18 protein-coding genes are annotated in these 16,653 nt (G+C 68.3%); 10 read left to right on the top strand and 8 right to left on the bottom strand.

The window, feature by feature from the left end; translation table 11 throughout:
* Positions 1 to 94: 94 nt before the first annotated feature.
* Positions 95 to 784, top strand: a complete 690-nt coding sequence (locus tag ACHMXA_RS25785; protein ID WP_395316851.1) for a phosphatase PAP2 family protein — start codon at positions 95 to 97, stop codon at positions 782 to 784.
* Positions 785 to 788: 4 nt separating this feature from the next.
* On the opposite strand, the gene lpxO is transcribed toward ACHMXA_RS25785, so the two are convergent.
* From lpxO to ACHMXA_RS25800, 3 genes are all read right to left on the bottom strand, one after another.
* Entirely contained in the window at positions 789 to 1,685 is an 897-nt protein-coding gene (gene lpxO / locus ACHMXA_RS25790; RefSeq protein WP_395316852.1) for a lipid A hydroxylase LpxO, read from the bottom strand.
* A 97-nt stretch (positions 1,686 to 1,782) separates the two neighbouring features.
* Positions 1,783 to 3,210 carry a sensor histidine kinase gene (locus tag ACHMXA_RS25795; protein ID WP_395316853.1) on the bottom strand — a complete coding sequence of 476 codons (1,428 nt, stop codon included), beginning with the start codon at positions 3,208 to 3,210 and terminating at the stop codon, positions 1,783 to 1,785.
* Complete coding sequence (locus tag ACHMXA_RS25800) at positions 3,207 to 3,890, bottom strand: response regulator (RefSeq protein ID WP_176662845.1); 684 nt, start codon at positions 3,888 to 3,890, stop codon at positions 3,207 to 3,209. The genes ACHMXA_RS25795 and ACHMXA_RS25800 overlap by 4 nt, the downstream gene beginning before the upstream one ends.
* A 243-nt stretch (positions 3,891 to 4,133) precedes the next feature.
* Between ACHMXA_RS25800 and ACHMXA_RS25805 the strand changes: the two genes are divergently transcribed.
* Positions 4,134 to 5,195, top strand: coding sequence for an alpha/beta fold hydrolase (locus ACHMXA_RS25805; RefSeq protein WP_395316854.1), 1,062 nt, complete (start codon positions 4,134 to 4,136; stop codon positions 5,193 to 5,195).
* Here ACHMXA_RS25805 and ACHMXA_RS25810 read toward each other — a convergent pair.
* Entirely contained in the window at positions 5,179 to 6,099 is a 921-nt protein-coding gene (locus tag ACHMXA_RS25810) for an NAD(P)-dependent oxidoreductase (RefSeq protein WP_395316855.1), read from the bottom strand. The genes ACHMXA_RS25805 and ACHMXA_RS25810 overlap by 17 nt on opposite strands.
* Positions 6,100 to 6,227: 128 nt before the next feature.
* Between ACHMXA_RS25810 and ACHMXA_RS25815 the strand changes: the two genes are divergently transcribed.
* Positions 6,228 to 6,581: a helix-turn-helix domain-containing protein gene (locus ACHMXA_RS25815; protein ID WP_176662848.1), complete on the top strand. Its 354-nt coding sequence runs from the start codon at positions 6,228 to 6,230 to the stop codon at positions 6,579 to 6,581.
* A 99-nt stretch (positions 6,582 to 6,680) separates the two neighbouring features.
* On the opposite strand, the gene ACHMXA_RS25820 is transcribed toward ACHMXA_RS25815, so the two are convergent.
* Genes ACHMXA_RS25820 through ACHMXA_RS25830 form a run of 3 tightly spaced genes read right to left on the bottom strand, consistent with a single transcriptional unit; the run spans position 6,681 to position 8,086 of the window.
* Positions 6,681 to 7,082: an OsmC family protein gene (locus ACHMXA_RS25820; protein WP_395316856.1), complete on the bottom strand. Its 402-nt coding sequence runs from the start codon at positions 7,080 to 7,082 to the stop codon at positions 6,681 to 6,683.
* Entirely contained in the window at positions 7,079 to 7,606 is a 528-nt protein-coding gene (locus tag ACHMXA_RS25825; protein ID WP_395316857.1) for a GNAT family N-acetyltransferase, read from the bottom strand. The genes ACHMXA_RS25820 and ACHMXA_RS25825 overlap by 4 nt, the downstream gene beginning before the upstream one ends.
* Positions 7,607 to 7,618: 12 nt before the next feature.
* Entirely contained in the window at positions 7,619 to 8,086 is a 468-nt protein-coding gene (locus tag ACHMXA_RS25830) for a winged helix-turn-helix transcriptional regulator (protein WP_395316858.1), read from the bottom strand.
* Positions 8,087 to 8,214: 128 nt separating this feature from the next.
* Here ACHMXA_RS25830 and ACHMXA_RS25835 point away from each other — a divergent pair, with 128 nt between their 5' ends.
* The gene (locus ACHMXA_RS25835; RefSeq protein ID WP_395316859.1) at positions 8,215 to 9,516 is read left to right on the top strand and encodes a D-amino acid dehydrogenase; all 1,302 of its coding nucleotides are present in this window, start codon (positions 8,215 to 8,217) and stop codon (positions 9,514 to 9,516) included.
* Between the two features lie 12 nt (positions 9,517 to 9,528).
* Here the strand turns inward: ACHMXA_RS25835 and ACHMXA_RS25840 are convergent, their stop codons facing one another.
* Positions 9,529 to 10,614 (bottom strand): Rieske 2Fe-2S domain-containing protein, encoded by a 1,086-nt coding sequence (locus tag ACHMXA_RS25840; protein WP_395316860.1) that lies wholly within the window; start codon positions 10,612 to 10,614, stop codon positions 9,529 to 9,531.
* Positions 10,615 to 10,975: 361 nt separating this feature from the next.
* Here ACHMXA_RS25840 and ACHMXA_RS25845 point away from each other — a divergent pair, with 361 nt between their 5' ends.
* From ACHMXA_RS25845 to ACHMXA_RS25870, 6 genes are all read left to right on the top strand, one after another.
* Positions 10,976 to 12,016, top strand: a complete 1,041-nt coding sequence (locus tag ACHMXA_RS25845; protein WP_395316861.1) for an ABC transporter substrate-binding protein — start codon at positions 10,976 to 10,978, stop codon at positions 12,014 to 12,016.
* On the top strand, positions 12,013 to 12,546 hold the full coding sequence (locus ACHMXA_RS25850; protein WP_395316862.1) for a nucleoside deaminase: 534 nt from the start codon (positions 12,013 to 12,015) through the stop codon (positions 12,544 to 12,546). Before ACHMXA_RS25845 ends, ACHMXA_RS25850 begins: the two co-directional genes overlap by 4 nt.
* Positions 12,547 to 12,765: 219 nt before the next feature.
* Positions 12,766 to 13,596 (top strand): urease accessory protein UreD, encoded by an 831-nt coding sequence (locus ACHMXA_RS25855; RefSeq protein ID WP_395316863.1) that lies wholly within the window; start codon positions 12,766 to 12,768, stop codon positions 13,594 to 13,596.
* A 116-nt stretch (positions 13,597 to 13,712) separates the two neighbouring features.
* Positions 13,713 to 14,597, top strand: a complete 885-nt coding sequence (locus ACHMXA_RS25860; RefSeq protein ID WP_395316864.1) for an iron-containing redox enzyme family protein — start codon at positions 13,713 to 13,715, stop codon at positions 14,595 to 14,597.
* Positions 14,591 to 15,538, top strand: a complete 948-nt coding sequence (locus tag ACHMXA_RS25865) for a methyltransferase (protein WP_395316865.1) — start codon at positions 14,591 to 14,593, stop codon at positions 15,536 to 15,538. Before ACHMXA_RS25860 ends, ACHMXA_RS25865 begins: the two co-directional genes overlap by 7 nt.
* On the top strand, positions 15,538 to 16,632 hold the full coding sequence (locus ACHMXA_RS25870) for a hypothetical protein (protein WP_395316866.1): 1,095 nt from the start codon (positions 15,538 to 15,540) through the stop codon (positions 16,630 to 16,632). Before ACHMXA_RS25865 ends, ACHMXA_RS25870 begins: the two co-directional genes overlap by 1 nt.
* The last annotated feature ends 21 nt before the right edge of the window (positions 16,633 to 16,653 follow it).

The following is a 16,653-nucleotide window of genomic DNA, read 5'->3' on the forward strand; positions in this document are numbered from 1 at the left end:
AGAAAAGGGAGGCCAAAGGCCGGCCATTCTAGGAGAGGCCCTCTCGCGAAAGGCGCAATGTTCACGCAATGCAGTTGCATAAGCTGGGGCGCCAATGAACTCCCGCACGGCGACTTCCTTCCCCGCACCTTGCGTTCCCTGGTACCAGGCATTGGGCAGTCGCTTCGCCACGCTCTGGGTGGCGAAGATGATCGGCACCACCGTGGGCATCTCGGGCTTCTTCGTCATCTACTTCTGGGTCATGCACAACCCGCCCTCGGAGCCGACCGTGATGCCGCTCATGCTGCTCGACCACTGGGTGGGCGTGAGCGACGAAGCGATGCTTCTCTACGGATCCCTGTGGTTCTACATCTCGCTGCCGCCCGCCTTCGCGAAGGACTGGGCCGGGCTGCGCGCCTGCGCGCGCGATGCGGCGTTCATTGCGGGCGTGGGCCTTGCGGTGTTCTGGTTCTTTCCGACGACGGTGCCGGCATTCGCGGTCGACTGGGCGCAATACCCGTCGCTGATGTTCCTCAAGAACGCCGACGCGGGCGGCAATGCCTTCCCGTCGCTGCATGTGGCCTTCGCGGTGTTCACCGCCGTGCTGCTGGAGCGTCAGCTTCGCGAGGTGCGGGCGCCGTCGTGGGTGCGCGTGCTCAACGTGCTGTGGGCCATGGGCATCGTCTACTCGACGCTGGCGACGCGCCAGCATGTGCTGCTCGACGTGCTCGGCGGCACGCTGCTGGCGGCCGTCGTGAGCCGGGCAGGCACCACGCGCGCCCGGCTGGCATGGAACGAGGCCTGAGCCCTTACCAGAAGATCCAGAGTGCCAGGCCACCGAAGATGGCCCACTTCACGAGGTAGTACACCCGCTTGTCCCACGCCTTCAGGCGCTTGCCGACCACGCGGATCTGGTAGATGTACTTGAAGGCGCGGTTGAGGCCGCCGGTCTTGTCGCCGGCATCGTTGGGCGATGCGGCCGCGGCAAGCAGGTTCTTCGCGAACCAGCGGTTCACCGCGCTGGCCCAGCGGTACTTCAGCGGACGCTCGATGTCGCAGAACAGGATCACGCGGTCGTGGTCGGTCGTGTTCTCGGCGTAGTGGATGTAGGTTTCGTCGAACACCACGGCCTCGCCGTCGCGCCAGTGGTAGCGCTGGCCGTCCACGTCGATGTAGCAGCCCTCGACGCCCGGCGTCCACAGGCCCAGGTGGTAGCGCAGCGAACCGGCGAAGGGGTCGCGGTGGCGCACGAGGCGGCTGCCCGGCGGCAGCTCGGCGAACATCGCGGCCTTGATGGTGCCGATGCCCTTGAGCAGCTCGGTGGTGCGCGGGCAAAGCACGGCGGCCGAGGGATGCGCATCGTCGTACCACTTCAGGTAGAAGCGCTTCCAGCCGCTCTTGAAGAAGGAATTGAAGCCCACGTCGTTGAACTGGCTGGAGGCCTTGATGCTGCCGCCGTTGCGCATGGCCAGGGCTTCCTCGCGGATCACTTCCCAGTTTTCCTCGAGCACGCGCATCTCGGGGAACTCCGCCGGAGACAGGTAGGGCGTACCCGGCACCTTCGAGAAAAGGTACATGAAGACGTTCAGCGGCGCCAGGAAGGTCGAGTGATCGGAGAGCTGCCTGAAGAAGCGATGCCGAACCTGGCCGCGGAAATGAACGTAGAGCGCGCTGAGCGCGAAGATGGCAAGAATGACCCACTTCATGGGAAAGCGTCCTGTAAAGCGCCGGCTAGTGTAATTCCTCGCCCCGATTCGGGCCTGACCGCGTTCCTATGCCCTTTGTCCGTGCACCGGGGAGGTCTCAGCTGCACAGCAGGGGTTGGGGCGCTTCGGCCACGGCCAGCGGCAGCCGCACGGTGGCCAGCAGGCCGCCGCTCGCGGTTTCGCCGAGCCTCACCTCGCCGCCGTGCCGGTCGACCACCGACTTGACGATGGCCAGGCCCAGCCCGCTGCCGCTCTGGCTCTGGTCGGGGTTGCGGAAGAAGCGGTCGAACACCCGCTCGCGCAGTGTGTGCGGGATGCCGGGGCCCTGGTCGGCCACCGTCAGCAGGGCCTGCGATCCATCGCGCGACACGCTCACCACCACCGTGCCGCCGGTCGGGCTGTACTTGATGGCGTTGTTGATGAGGTTGTCGATCATCGAGACCAGGCTTTCGCGCTCGCCGAGCACCGGCACGCTGTCTTCGCACTCGAGTTCCAGCTCCACCCCGCGGGCGCTGGCCAGGCTTTCGATCATGGCCAGCCGGTCCTGCACCAGTCCGTCGAGCGACAGCATGACGGGCAGCGCGCTGTCGGACACCGCGTCGCTGCGCATCAGCTGCAGCAGCTGCCCCACCAGCCGCGCCGCGCGGTCGTTGCTGCGCAGCAGGTTGCCCATGAGCTCGCGCTGGCGCTCGTCGGTGCTCTGCTCCTTCAGCGCCTCCACGTTCACGCGCATCGCGGCCAGCGGGGTGCGCAGCTCGTGGGCGGCGTCGGCGATCAGGCTGCGTTCGCGCGAGGTGCTGTCGCGCACGCGCTGCAGCAGGCTGTTGATGCTCTGCACCAGCGGCTGAAGCTCCTTGTGCGGCGGCATGTACGACAGCGGCGTGAGGTCGGCCGGCCCGCGCTCGGCCGTTTCCTGGCTCACACGGCGCCACGGCCGAAGCGCGAGGCGCACCGAAAGCCATGCGGGAAACACCAGGAACGGCAGGCTGATGACCAGCGGCAGCAGGTAGTAGCCGCGATTGAGGATGGTGACGGTCAGCCGCCAGATGCTGGGCTCGGCCAGCATCACACGGGTGTCCGAAGTGGTCGAAACCAGGGTGCGCGCGCGCCATTCACGCCCCCCCGCGCTCACGGTCTCGATGCGATTGGGCATGGTATTGAGAATGACGGGCACGGCGGCCGTCGAGCGGTAGATGAGCCTGTCGCCCTGCCACACCTGCAGGACCGGCGAGGTGTCGGAGGCCGCATTGCCGTCGCCTACGGCCTCCAGCAACGCGGCATCGAAAGCGGCCAGGGTCTCCTGCTGCCGGGCCGGCCGGTCGGCCGTGTTCTGCGCGATGGCGATCACCGTGTGGAAGATCTTGTCGAGCTTCAGCAGTTCGGGGTCTTCGTAGGAGTCGTACAGCAGCAGCGCGATGACCATGGTCCACAGCAGGGCAACCACGCCCGCCTGCGCGAGCAGCAGGCGCCGCATCAGGGAGGGCTGAATCCAGTTCCTCCATCGCCGCGCCAGCGACAGCATCATTTCTGCGTGCTCCGCGCGAGCGATTGCACGTCGATCACGTAGCCGATGCCGCGCACCGTGCGGATGTAGCCCTGGCCGATCTTCTTGCGCAGGTTGGAGATGTGCACTTCGAGCGAGTTGCTGCCATTGGCCTGGCCGCCGGGCAGTACCTGCTCTTCCATCACGCGGCGCGTGACCACGCGGCCGGTGCGCTTGAGCAGGAGCGCCAGCAGGTCGAACTCGCAGCGCGAGAGCTCGACCGGCTCGCCGTCGACGATCACGCCGCGCGTGGGCTCGTGCATCGCCAGGCCGCGCATGCGGATGGTCTCGTCGTTGAAGCCGTAGCTGCGGCGCGCGAGCGCGCGAACGCGCGACAGCAGCTCGGCCAGCGCGAAGGGCTTGACCAGGTAGTCGTCGGCGCCGTCGTCCAGGCTTCGCAGGCGGTCGTTGAGCGCGTCGCGCGCGCTGAGCACCAGCACCGGCAATATCTGGCGGTCGCGGCGCAGGCGGAACAGCAGGTCGAGCCCGTCGCCGTCGGGCAGGCCGAGGTCGAGCAGAACCATGTCGAAGGTGCCGCCGTCGAGGGTGCGCAGGGCGTCGTCGAGTCTGCGGACCCACACCACATCCATGCCTTGATTGGCCAGCGCGATGCGCACGCCATTGCCGAGGTCAAGGTCGTCCTCAACAAGCAAGAGATTCATGAGCCTCCACGTGAACTGACCACTCCGCTTCCGGAATGTGGCGGAAGTATCTGCCAAGCGCCGAAGCCGCACTTCAGGAAATCTTCATGAAGGCCGAAGCAGTTCTTCAGGTGCGGCCGGGACACTGGAACCATTCCCTGCACACGGAAACGGAACACCCCAGTGAATGGCCTGCCCTCGCTACCCGCACGTACTGCCCGACCGGACCGCTACGGCCTCCGGCGGCGGGACCTCTTTCATGCCATGGCACTGACCGGCGTCGCGGGCCTCGCGGCCTGCGGCGGCGGCAGCCATGGCGGCGTCGGGGTTGGCGGAGCCGGTGGGGTCGGCACCGCCGGCGGCAAGCCCGTCGTCATCGATCGCCGGGTGAAGGTCTCGGCCTCGCCCGAAGTCTCTCTGCAGGTGCGCGACTGGCAGCCGCCCGGCAGCAGCACGGGGCCCGTCTTCGTGCTGCTGGCCGGACTCGGGGGCAATGCGCGCTACTTCGACAGCCTCGCGCCCGCGCTGGCCGCGAGATCACGGGTGATCGCCATCAGCAGGCGCGGCTACGGACTTTCGGACAAGCCGCTGCCGGTGAAGACCGCCACGCAGTACTACGAGGTCGACACGCTGGTCGCGGACCTGAAGGCGGTGCTCGATGCGCTGGGCGTGCGACGTGCGGTGCTGGGCGGCCATTCGATCGCGGGCAACGAGCTCACCAGATTCGCGGGCCTGCATCCGGAACGGACGCAAGGCCTCGTCTACCTGGACACCACCTTCGACTACACCGTCGAGGCCGACAGCGCAGGCGAGACAGTGCCCGACAACCGCCTGCTCCACGAGCCCCGGCCGACGCCGGACGACGGCCGGTCCCTGCAAGCCGCCACCGCCTTCTTCCGGCGCAACTCGAAGAACTGGTGGCCTGCGCTGGAAGCGAATCTGCGCGACGCCATCGACATACGCACCGACGCAAGCGTACGCCTCAATACCCCCGATGAAGTGGAGACCGCCATGGATACAGCCGCACACTCTTTCTCACCCGACTACAAGGCCGTGCATGCGCCATCGCTGGTCGTGACCGCCCTGCCCGCCGACAACCGCGACATGTTCCCGTGGCTGGAGCTGCCGCTCGATGCGAAGACACAGAAAGACGCTGCCGACTACCTGCGCATCTTCCGCCGCGTGGCCATCACGAATTCGAACCAGCTCGTGTCGGCGCTCGATACGCCGAACCGCCTGACGCTGGACAACGCCAGCCACGGCGACTTCATCATGGAGCGCGAGGCCGAGGTGCTGCGCGCCATCCAGTTCATGACATGGGCCTGAGCGACGCCGATGCCTCCTTCGTACGCAGCAGCTTGATCAGCGCCGCGAGTTCCTCGCCGCCCAGGCCGGCCTCGTCCGCCCGCTGGAAGATGCCGGCGGCGAAGGCCGGGAAGCCGGTGTCGATGCCCGAGTCCTGCGCCGACTGCAGGATGCGTCGCGTCGCCTCGACCGAGATGCGCATCGGGCTCTGCGAGATGGCGAAGTCGCCCGACTGGATGACGGAGCCCTCGTGCTGAAGAAAGCCCGCGAAGGTCGGCATGATGCCCGCGACGATGCGGCCGTATTCCGCCACGTCGAAGCCTTCGTGCTCGGCGATGCGCGCGCCGTGGATGAAGCCGAGCATCGTGCCGTAGACGGTGGAGAGCGTGGCGAGGTCCATGGCCGCCGCCGCGCTCGCGGCCTCGCCCAGGTAGACGATGCCGCCGGCCAGCGCCTTCAGCCACGGCTGGGCTTCGTCGAACACCGGCCTGGCGCCAGAGACCAGCAGCGGCGTGTCGGGCTGGGCCATCTGGTCGGGTGCGGCCTGGATCGCGCCTTCGAGATACGCGGCGCCCCGTGCGTTGGCCCACGCCTGCGCATCGCGCGCGTCCTGCGGGCTGCCGGTAGTCAGCTGCACCAGCAGGCGGCCGTCCATGGCGGCGGCGACGCCATCGAGCGCGAAGATGGCCTCGGCCGCGCGGTAGTCGTAGACGCACATCACCACGACACGCGCGGCGCGCACCGCCTCGCTCGCGCTGCGCGCCAGCACCGCGCCTTTCGCGACCAGCGCGTCGGCCTTGCCTGTGGTGCGGTTCCACACGGTCACCCTGTAGCCCTGCTCGAGGTAGAGCCGCGCGATGGTTTCGCCCATCGCTCCCAGGCCCAGAACGGAAACTTCCTTGGTGTCGGTGCTCTTGCTGCTCATGACGATTCGCTCGTTGCGTTTTGTGAAGATGCACGCATCGTAGGAATCGGGCTTCCAAACGGTCAAGTACCTACAATTAAGTTAGGTACTTACCAAAATGTATGTATTACCTGCTGACGGGGATGAAGATGAAATCCAGGAAACCCTACAACTGCGGCATCGGCCCGGCCTTCGACGTGATCGGCGGCAAGTGGAAGGCCGTCATCCTTTGGGAGCTGCATGTGCAGCCGCTGCGCTTCGGCGAGCTGAAGCGGGCGCTGCCCGACATCAGCGAGAAGATGCTGATCCAGCAGCTGCGCGAGATGGAGACCGACGGCATCGTCCACCGCGAGGTGTTCCACGAGGTACCGCCGCGCGTGGAGTACTCGGAGACGAAGCTGGGCGCCACGCTCAACGCGGCGCTCGCGCCGCTGGCCGATTGGGGCGACCGCTATGCGAAGCGCGTGGAGGCCGCGCGGACGCGGGCCGAGGCGGCGAAGTGAGGGCGCGGATAAAGGCCGCGCAGTTCCCTCCGTGCGCTGGGCCTGCGCACGGGCGCACTTGCCGGGCGCTGCATTGACCGGCAAAGCCGGCAAACCGAGTCACTCGGCCCAGCCGGTCTCGATCTCGGTCTTCACCTCGGTCATGAGCTTGTGCACCGGGCACTTGCCGGCCACGCGAAGCAGCTCGTCGCGCTGCGCTTCGCTCAGGTTGCCGCTCAGGCGCAGGCCCGACTTGAGGCGATAGATGCCCTTGCGCTCCTCGCTGTCGTCGCGGTCGACCACCACCTCGATGTCTTCCACCGGGATACCCTTGCGGCGCGCGTAGATCAGCACGGTGAGCGCCTTGCAGGCCGCGAGCGATGCGTCGTACAGGTCGTGCGGCTCTGGGCCGGCGTCGCTGCCGCCGCCTGCGGGCGAGGCATCGACCGGGATCTCGTGGTTGCGGATCTTCAGGATGTGGCGGGTGCCGGTGATGCCGTCGCGGCGGATCGTGATGCTCATGCGTGTTTCCTCGGGGAAGTGGTTGCGGTGAGGGGAGAAAGCGTCTTCACGTAAAGGATGGTGGTGAAGCCGCTGTGCCATTCGAGGTCGGGGTAGCGGTCGGCCTCGCGGTAGCCGAGCGCGAGGTAGAAGCCCTGGCTCTGCGTGTTGAAGGTGTCTGTTTCGAGCCGCGCGAGCTCCACGCCGTCGGCGCGCATGCCCTCTTCCGCGAAGGCCATCAGCGCCCTCGCGATGCCCTTGCGCTGGTGCCTGGCCGGTACGTGCAGGGCGTGCACGAAGTCGTGCTCCCAATGCACCATGCCGACCACCTCGCCGTCGATCTCGGCCACGAAGAAGTCCGGGCCCTTCTCGTCGATGTAGCCGACGGGCGCGCCGCTGTCGCGGTAGGCCTGCGCGGCCTCGGGCGTGAGTTGCGGCAGCCAGGTTCCGGCGAAGGTGTCGTCGAGGATGGCCTTCACCGCGTCGAAGTCTTCGAGGCGCCACGGCCGGATCGTGATGTCGGGTACGTCGTTGTTCGTGCTCATCGGTTCGGCGATTCAGCGGTCCACGGCCAGCATCAGCGTTTCCTTGATTTCCTCCATCACCACGTAGCTGTGCGACTCCGCCGCCACCGGCAGCTTCTTGAGGATGTCGCCCAGCAGGTGGCGGTATTCGCTCATGCCGCTCAGCCGCGCCTTCACCAGGTAGTCGAAGCTGCCCGACACCAGGTGGCATTCGAGCACCTCGGGCATGTGCAGCAGCTCCTTGCGGACCTTGTCGAACACGTCGCCCGACTTGGCCGAGAGCTTGATCTCGACGAACACCAGCAGCGTCTTGTCGAGCGCCTCGGGCGATACGTGGGCGTGGTAGCCGGTGATGACGCCGTCGCGCTCCATGCGCTTGACGCGCTCGGCGCAGGGCGAGGCCGACAGGCCGATGTGCTCGGCCAGTTCGGTCATGGAGATGCGCCCCTGGCGCTGCAGGACGTCGAGGATCTTGCGGTCTATGCGGTCGAGTTCGGGCATTTCACTCCGGCGACAGCCTTGGAAGGTTCTCCGCAGTGTATTCCACTGCCGAATCGAATAAATCAGTGGAATCCACTGCCTGGAGAACTTTAGATTCCCTTCATTCCATCTGAATCGGCGAATACACCATGAAAGTCATCGTTCTCGGCGGCGGCGTGATCGGCACCACCACGGCCTACTACCTCGCCCGCTCGGGCGCCGAGGTCACCCTGCTCGACCGGCAGGCCGGACCCGCCGAGGAAACCAGCTTCGGCAACGCCGGCCAGGTGTCTCCCGGCTACTCCACGCCATGGGCCGCGCCGGGCATTCCGCTGAAGGCGATCAAGTGGATGTTCAAGAAGCATGCGCCGCTGTCGATCCGCCCCGACGGCACGCTGTTCCAGCTGCGCTGGATGGCCGCCATGCTGCGCAACTGCTCGCCCGAGGCCTATGCGGTGAACAAGGAACGCATGATGCGCGTGGCCGAATACAGCCGCGGCTGCCTGCAGCAGCTGCGCGCCGACACCGGCCTGCAGTACGAGCAGCGCACCGGCGGCACGCTGCAGCTGTTCCGCACGCAGGCCCAGCTCGATGCGGTGCAGCGCGACATCGCGGTGCTCGAAGAGTGCGGCGTGCCCTACGAATTGCTCGATCGCGACGGCCTCGCCCGCATCGAGCCCGCGCTGGCCGGCGCGCGCGACCGCCTCACCGGCGGCCTGCGCCTGCCCAACGACGAAACCGGCGACTGCCACCTCTTCACGCGCGGCCTCGCAGAGATCGCACACGGAATGGGCGTGGACTTCCGCTTCGGCCAGACCATCGCCGCGCTCGAAACCGACGGCGGCCGCATCACCGGCGTGCGCACCAGCGCCGGCAAGATCCTCACGGCCGACCGCTACGTGATGGCCTTCGGCAGCTACTCGCGCGCCGCCATCGCCTCGTTGGGCCTGGACATTCCGGTATACCCGGTCAAGGGCTACTCGCTGACCGTGCCGCTCGTCGACGAATCACTGGCGCCGCAATCGACAGTGCTCGACGAAACCTACAAGGTGGCCGTCACGCGCTTCGACAACCGCATCCGCGTGGGCGGCATGGCCGAACTCGGCGGCTTCGACCTGCGACTGAACCCGGCGCGCCGCGCCACGCTCGAGAAGGTCGTAACCGACCTGTTCCCCGGCGGTGACGTGCCGAAGGCCACCTTCTGGACCGGCCTGCGCCCCATGACGCCCGACAGCACCCCCATCGTCGGCGGCACGCGCTACCCCAACCTGTACCTCAACACCGGCCACGGCACCCTGGGCTGGACCATGGCCTGCGGCTCCGGCAAGCTCATCTCCGACATGGTGATGGGCCAGCGCCCCGAGATCCGCACCGACGGCCTCGCGATGGACCGCTACGAAACGGGCTCGTCGCGCGCAGCGCGCCCGAACCCCACGACCGCGCCGGCTTGATGCAGGGGCCGCTCAGGCGGCCTTTGCAATGGGAATCACGGTGCTGTCGTCCATCCCGCGATAGACCTCCGCCTCCCCGTGCTTCGCAAGCAGCTGCATCAGGTGCTTGCGGATCAGCATGCCCGGCCGGTCCGACTCCATCGAGTACTCCACGCCGCGCCGGCGCGTGTCGACCAGCGCGTCGGGGTCGGTCGATTCGAGGATGTCCTTGTCCTCGCGCGTCACGGCTTCGTCGAAGTCGATCAGCATCTGCGCGGTGCAGTCGGCCTCGGTGTCGTTGCGGAAGAGCCACTGGCACAACTGCATGCGGCCGTCGTCGATGGGCGTGAAGCAGTTGATGATGATGTGGCGCACGCCGCTCGGGTACTCGATGTCGAGACGGCGCGAGAACGGCAGGAAGTAGGCGTTGCGCATGTGGCGCGTGGTGATCGGGTCGGTCACGCCGCTGATCGCGTGGAACTTCACCGGGTTGGTCGCCTCGATGACCGTCTCGGCGTAGAAGCCCGAATCGTTCTCCACCAGCTCGTACTTGCTCGGCTTCGGGCTCGCGGCCACGCCGAAGGTGGCGCGGTGCACGAAGCTGAAGTGCGAGTTGTCGAAGGAGTTCTCCAGCGCGCGCATCGGGCTGGTCTGCCACTCCTCGTAGAACTGGAAGATGGTGCGGTAGCCCGGGTCGTCGAACTCCGGAATGGCCGGGATGTCGGCGATGGGCTCCTCCAGCGCCACCCATGCGTAGCCGTAGCGAGCGGTGCAGCGGTAGGCCGTGGTGCGGTACTCGGGCGAGATCTTGCGGTCGGCTTCGTACTGCGGGATGCGGATGACCTGGCCGCTGCGGTCGTAGGTCCAGCCGTGGTAGCCGCACTGGATCGCGCCGGTGCCGCAGGCCTGGCCTTCGCTGTCCACGCACCAGCCCTTGGAGAGCTTGGCGGTGCGGTGGCAGCAGCGGTCGCGCAGGGCGGCGGGCTGGCCGTCGGCATCGATGAAGAGGACGATGTCTTCGCCCAGCAGCCTGAAAGGCTTCGGGCCGTTGACCAGTTCGGTGAGCGGCATGACGGCATGCCAGAACTTGCGGAAGACGGGTTGACGGGTGACGAGCATGCGCGGACTCCTTCTGTGGTCGTGTGGGGACGAACGTGAAAGAGCAATTTCCCGCCGGGATGCGTGAGGCACCGCGCGGCTGAACGCTTCTACTCTGCGCAGACTGCCTTGCAAGTTGCGCGCCCGGATTGTGGCGCTTCGGCCGCGCCGCACCAAGCCCCTTCACAAATACCCGACCAATGCACGACCAGAGCCCTTGGCATGCCTCGTGCATCACCGAGCGCAAGAGTAGAAGCGTTCAGCAGCGCACGCACCACGACTGTGCGCCCGCCCGGAAATTGCTCTTGAAATGCCCGCAGCCCTTCTTCCTTCACCGGGAAAAGGCGACCGGATTCAAGACACGAAGCTTCCGAGGCCCCACATGCAACGTCGATCCTTCCTCGCGGCCAGTACCGCGACCATTGCAGCCATCGCCGCCCCCGCCGTGCTCGCGCAGGGCGGCAAGCTCACCCCGCTCAAGTTCACGCTCGACTTCCGCATCAACGGGCAGACCGCTCCCTTCTTCCTCGCACTGGCCAAGGGCTACTACAAAGACGAAGGCCTGGACGTGAGCATCGACACCGGCGCCGGCTCGGTGGCCTCCATCACGCGCATCGCGAGCGGCGTCTATCAGCTGGGGCTGGGCGACATCAGCTCGCTGGTCGAGTTCAACGCCCAGAACCCCGGCACGCCGGTGGTGCAGGCGGTCTACCAGTACTACAACCGCGCACCGTTCGCGATCATCGGCCGCAAGGACCGCGGCATCACCAGCGACTTCAAGAGCCTAGCGGGCAAGAAGGTCGCGGCCGCCGCCGTCGAATCGACGCGCCGCGCCTGGCCGCTGGTGGCGCGCAAGCAGGGCATGCGCGCCGATGCCTTCCAGTGGCAGACCACCGACTTCAGCGCGCGCGACAACGTCATGGTGCGCGGCGACGTCGATGCCGCCACCTACTTCCACGACTCGGCCGTGTCGCTCTTCGCGCGCATGAAGCCCGAGGAGCTGTCGATTCTCAAGTACGCCGACGCGGGCGTGAACCTGTACGGCAACGCCATCCTCGCGGGCAGCAACCTCATCGCGCAGAACCCGAAGGTGGTGGCCGCCTTCCTGCGAGCGAGCAACCGCGCCATCGTCGAGACCTTCGCCAACCCGGCGCCGAGCATCGCGGCCATGCGGCAGCGCGAGCCCATCCTCGATGAGAAAATCGAAATCGAGCGCTGGGGCATCACTGCCCAGTACGTGGGCGCCGCAGACACGCAGGGCCATGGGCTCGGCGACATCAGGAAGCTCACGCTGGAGCACCAGGTCGACGAGGTTGCCGATGTCTTCGGCCTGAAGGTCAAGCCCGCGTCCGACGCCATCTTCAACACTTCGATGCTCCCATCGCGCAGCGAACGCACTCTTTCCAGATCCTCCAAGGCATGAACGACTCCATCGACAGCAACAGCATCGGCACCTTCTATCCGCCGGAGACCGCCCTCGACGAACGCGACGGGCGCTACCTGCGCAAGGCCATCGTGTGGTCGCACGCGGCGCGGCGCAGGGGCAACCGGCCCTTCGGCTGCGTGATCGTCTCGGCCGCCGGCGAAGTGCTCTCCGAAGCCGCCAACAGCAATGCCGAAACGGGCGACTGCACCGCCCATGCCGAGGTCAACGCGCTGCGCGCACTGGCCGGGCGTGGCCTCTCTCGCGAGGAACTGGCGGGCGCCACGCTCTACGCCTCTGGCGAGCCCTGCGTGATGTGCGCGGGCGCGATCTTCTGGTCGAACATCGGCCGCGTGGTGTTCGGTATCGACGCCGAGCGGCTGCGCGTGTTCCGCGGCGAACGGCAGGACCAGCGCGATGCGGAGCTGTCGTGCCGCGACGTGTTCCGCGCTTCGCCGCATCCGATCGAATGCATCGGGCCGGCGCTCATCGACGAGGCCAGCGCCGCGCACGACGGCGCGTGGAAGTAGCTCGCCCCCAGGCTGCGCGCACTTCGTGTCGCTCCGCCACCCCCCTACCGGGGGCAACACCTGCGGCCCGGCAAAGCCGGTTCCGCGGTAGCACTGGGCTCGCCCCCAGGCTGCGCGCACTTCGTGTCGCTCCGCCACCCCCCTCCGGGGGCAACACCTGCGGCCCGGCAAAGCCGGTTCCGCGGTGTTCCACGAAAACACCCCTACTAGACTCGCCGGATGTCTTGGCACGCCCGTCTCCATCTCTCCTACCAGCACGAATCCGAACGCACCGTCGCCCGCTTCCGCCATGACGGGCCGCTGCGCATCCTGCAGAGCCTGTATCCGGAGGGCGATGCGGTCTGCCACAACGTGCTGGTGCATCCGCCGGGCGGGCTGGTGGGTGGGGACACGCTCGACATCGAGGTCGAGGGCGCCGATGGCAGCCACGGGCTGATCACCACGCCCGGCGCATCGCGCTTCTACCGCTCCGAAGGCGACCTCGCGCTGCAGCGCACGCGCATCCGCCTGGCTGCCGGCGCGCGCCTCGAATGGCTGCCGCTCGAAGCCATCTGCTACAGCGGCTGCCGGGCCGAGAACCGGCTCAGCATCGAGGCCGAGCCCGGCGCCGAGCTGATCGGCTGGGACGTGACCGCGCTGGGCCTGCCCAACGCCGGCCAGCCTTTCGAGCGCGGCACCTACCTGCAGCACATCGAGGTGCCCGGCGTCTGGCTGGAGCGCGGGCGCATCGACGCGGCCGACCACCGGCTGCTGCAAAGCCCCATCGGCCTCGGCGGCCAGCGCTGCCTGGCTTCGCTCTTCTTCGTGGCGGGCTCGCCGATCGCGCGGGCCCGGCGCGACGCCCTGCTCGCGCACGCACGCACGCTGCTCGACGCGAGCCCCCTGGCCGAAAGCGCCGGCGCGACCAGCCCGCACGCCGAAGTGGTAGTGCTGCGGGTGCTGGCGCCCGTGGTCGAGCCCGCGATGCTGCTGCTGCGTCAGGTGTGGCAGGCATGGCGCACGGAGCTGTGGCGGCTGCCGCCGGCCACGCCGCGCATCTGGTCCACCTGAGACTGTTTGACCCTGCCCCCGGCACTCGGGGGTGAATCTGTAGGCGCCGTCTGACGGACAGCCGCCGCGCAAAGGCGCACTCTGGCCCCTTGCCCAGCGGATGACGAGGATCGGCCATGCCTGTTGACGACACCCCGGACACCCTTCACCGCCGATTGGCGCGGTTCAACGCCGCACGGCTGAGGCCCGGCATCCCTTCGCCCCGGTGGAAGAACGACCTGGAACAGGAGCATGCGTGCCGCCTGCTTGAAGGCGAATTCATCGAAGGCCTGCGCGCCTCCGTGCAGGCGGCCGCGTCGGCGGCCTGCGGCAACGCGGCGCATTTCCTCGCCTGGTTCGAGTCGCTGGAACGCACCGGGCCGGGTCAGGGCCATCCGCTTTTCAACTGGCTGGCGCAGGAGGCCACGCTGCCGCAGATGCGTTGGTTCCTCACGCAGGAGGCCGCGGGCGAGGCCGGCTTCGAGGACCTGCTGGCCTATGCCCAGGTCAAGCTGCCGCCGCAGCCCAAGCTGGAGTGCGCGCGCAACTTCTGGGACGAGATGGGGCACGGCAAGCAAAGCGCCATGCACGGCCAGATGCTGGAGCAGATGGTGCGCGAGCTCGACCTGCACCCGGCCATCGACACCACGGTGTGGGAGTCGCTGGCGCTGGCCAACACCATGGTCGCGCTGGCCACCACGCGGCGCTATGCCTTCCATGCCATCGGCGCGCTCGGCGTGATCGAGCTCACGGCCCCCGGCCGCGTGAAGCAGGTGGCCACCGGCATGCGGCGGCTGGGCCTCGGTGGCCGTGCGCGCGCCTACTTCGACCTGCATGCGGCGCTCGACGTGTCGCACTCCCGCGCATGGAACCGCGAAGTGATCCTGCCGCTTGTGGAGGCCGACCCGGCTTGCGGCCAGTTCATTGCCGAGGGCGCGCTGATGCGGCTCGCCTGCGGCGAACGCTGCTTCGAGCGCTACAGCGCCGAGCTACGGCAAGCAGAAGAGGTCGCTGCATGCTGAACGCGGCCGACGTGCTGCGACAGGTGGCGGCCACCGGCTACCGCTTCACCGCGGTCACGCCGCTGACGCACCAGCGCGTGCTGGCGCGGCGCGGACGCGAGCCGGGTGCCACGCTGCGCGACATCTTCGGCTGGAACCTGCCGTTCGAAGCGCGTTCGCTGCCGCCGGAACTGCTGGCCGGCATGGAGCGCGCCGGCATCGTGCGGCGCGAGGGATCGCTGCTGCGCAGCACGGTGCGCATCGCCAGCCTGGGCGACGACCTGTTCTTCCACTCGGCCTATCCCACGGTCGAGGAGAACGCGGTGTTCTTCGGCCCCGACACCAGCCGCTTCGCGCGCTTCATCCGCCATGCGCTGGCCTCGCGCGAGGCGCAGCGGCGGTCTCTTCGCGTGCTCGACGTGGGCTGCGGCAGCGGCGCGGGCGGCGTCGCGGTGGCGCGTGCGCTGGCCGCCACCGGTACGCCCGCGACGGTCGTCATGAACGACATCAACCCGCTCGCGCTGCAGTACACGGCCATCAACGCGGAGGTGGCGGGCGTCGAGGTCACGCTCGCGCAGGGCGATGCGCTGTCGGCCGTCGATGGCGAATTCGATCTGATCGTGTCGAACCCGCCCTACCTCGACGACGCTGCGCAGCGCGCCTACCGCCACGGCGGCGCGCGGCTGGGGCGGGCGCTCAGCGTGCGCATCGCGGCGGAGTCGCTGAAGCGGCTGGCACCGGGCGGGCAGTTGCTGCTCTACACCGGCGTGGCGATGGTCGACGGCGAGGATCCGTTCCTTGCGGAGATGCAGCCGCTGCTCGCGGCACCGGGCCTGGAATGGTCCTACGCCGAGATCGACCCCGACGTGTTCGGCGAGGAACTGGAGCGGCCGGTGTACGCGCACATCGACCGCATCGCAGCGGTGGGCCTTGTCGCCACCCGCGCCGCGGAGGCAGCCTGATGGCCGCCGGACTCGATCTCGGCATCGACACCGCCCGGCTCGCCGTGGTGCGCGAGTGCAGCGTGCTGGAGCGCATGCCCAAGTGGCTCATCTGCGTGCCGCTGGTGGTGCAGTGGCTGTGGCTCTCGGTGCGCTACGGCGGCGCCACCGTGCCCACGGCGGCCAATCCGCACATCACCTCCGGCGGGATGGCCGGCGAAGGCAAGCTCGAATACTTCCGGGGCATGGGGCCGCTGGCGCGGTCGGTCACGGCCGAACACTGCGGCGTGCTCAACGACGGCACGGCCACCGAAGACGCGCTGCGGCAGGCCATGGCCGCCAGCGGCCTCGCGTTTCCCGTGGTCGCCAAGCCCGACCTGGGCCTGTGCGGCTACGGCGTGCGCCTGGTGCCCGACATGGCGGCGCTGCGCGCCTACCTGGCCGCCTTCCCCGCGGACGAAACGGTGGTGCTGCAGCGCTACCTGCCACAGGAAGGCGAGGCCGGCATCTTCTACGCCCGCGACCCCGTCACCGACGAGGGCCGCGTCATCGGGCTGGCGCTGCGCTACTTTCCGCGCGTGACGGGCGACGGCCGCAGCACCGTCGCACAGCTCGTGGCGGCCGACGTGCGCGCCCGCCGCATCGCGCGCTCGCCGCGCCACCAATGCAGCGTGCCGCCGGACAGCGTGCCCGCCGCCGGGCAGCAGGTGCGGCTGGCCACCATCGGCTCGACGCGCGTGGGCGGCCTCTACCGCAACGGCGCCGCGCTCGTCACGCCGGAGCTGGTGCGCGCCATCGACGCCGTCGCGCGCGACATGCCCGACTTCCGCTTCGGGCGCTTCGACGTGCGCTACCAAAGCCTGCGCGAACTCGCCGCCGGGCGCGGCTTCACCATCATGGAAGTCAACGGCGCGGGCTCCGAGGCCATCGAGGCGTGGGACCCCGACATCGGCGTGATCCAGGGCCTGCGCATGGTCTTCGCCAAGCAGCGGCTGCTGTTCGCCATCGGCGCGGCGCAGCGCAGGGCCGGCGTTCGGCCCATCGGCCTGCTGGCGCTCGCGCGGCTCAACCGGCGGCAGAACCGGCTGGTCGACCGCTATCCGCCTTCCAACTGAGCACGTTCCAACCGAGCACCT

Origin of the sequence: Variovorax sp. UC74_104, from assembly GCF_044055375.1 — a bacterium.
Taxonomy (GTDB): domain Bacteria; phylum Pseudomonadota; class Gammaproteobacteria; order Burkholderiales; family Burkholderiaceae_C; genus Variovorax.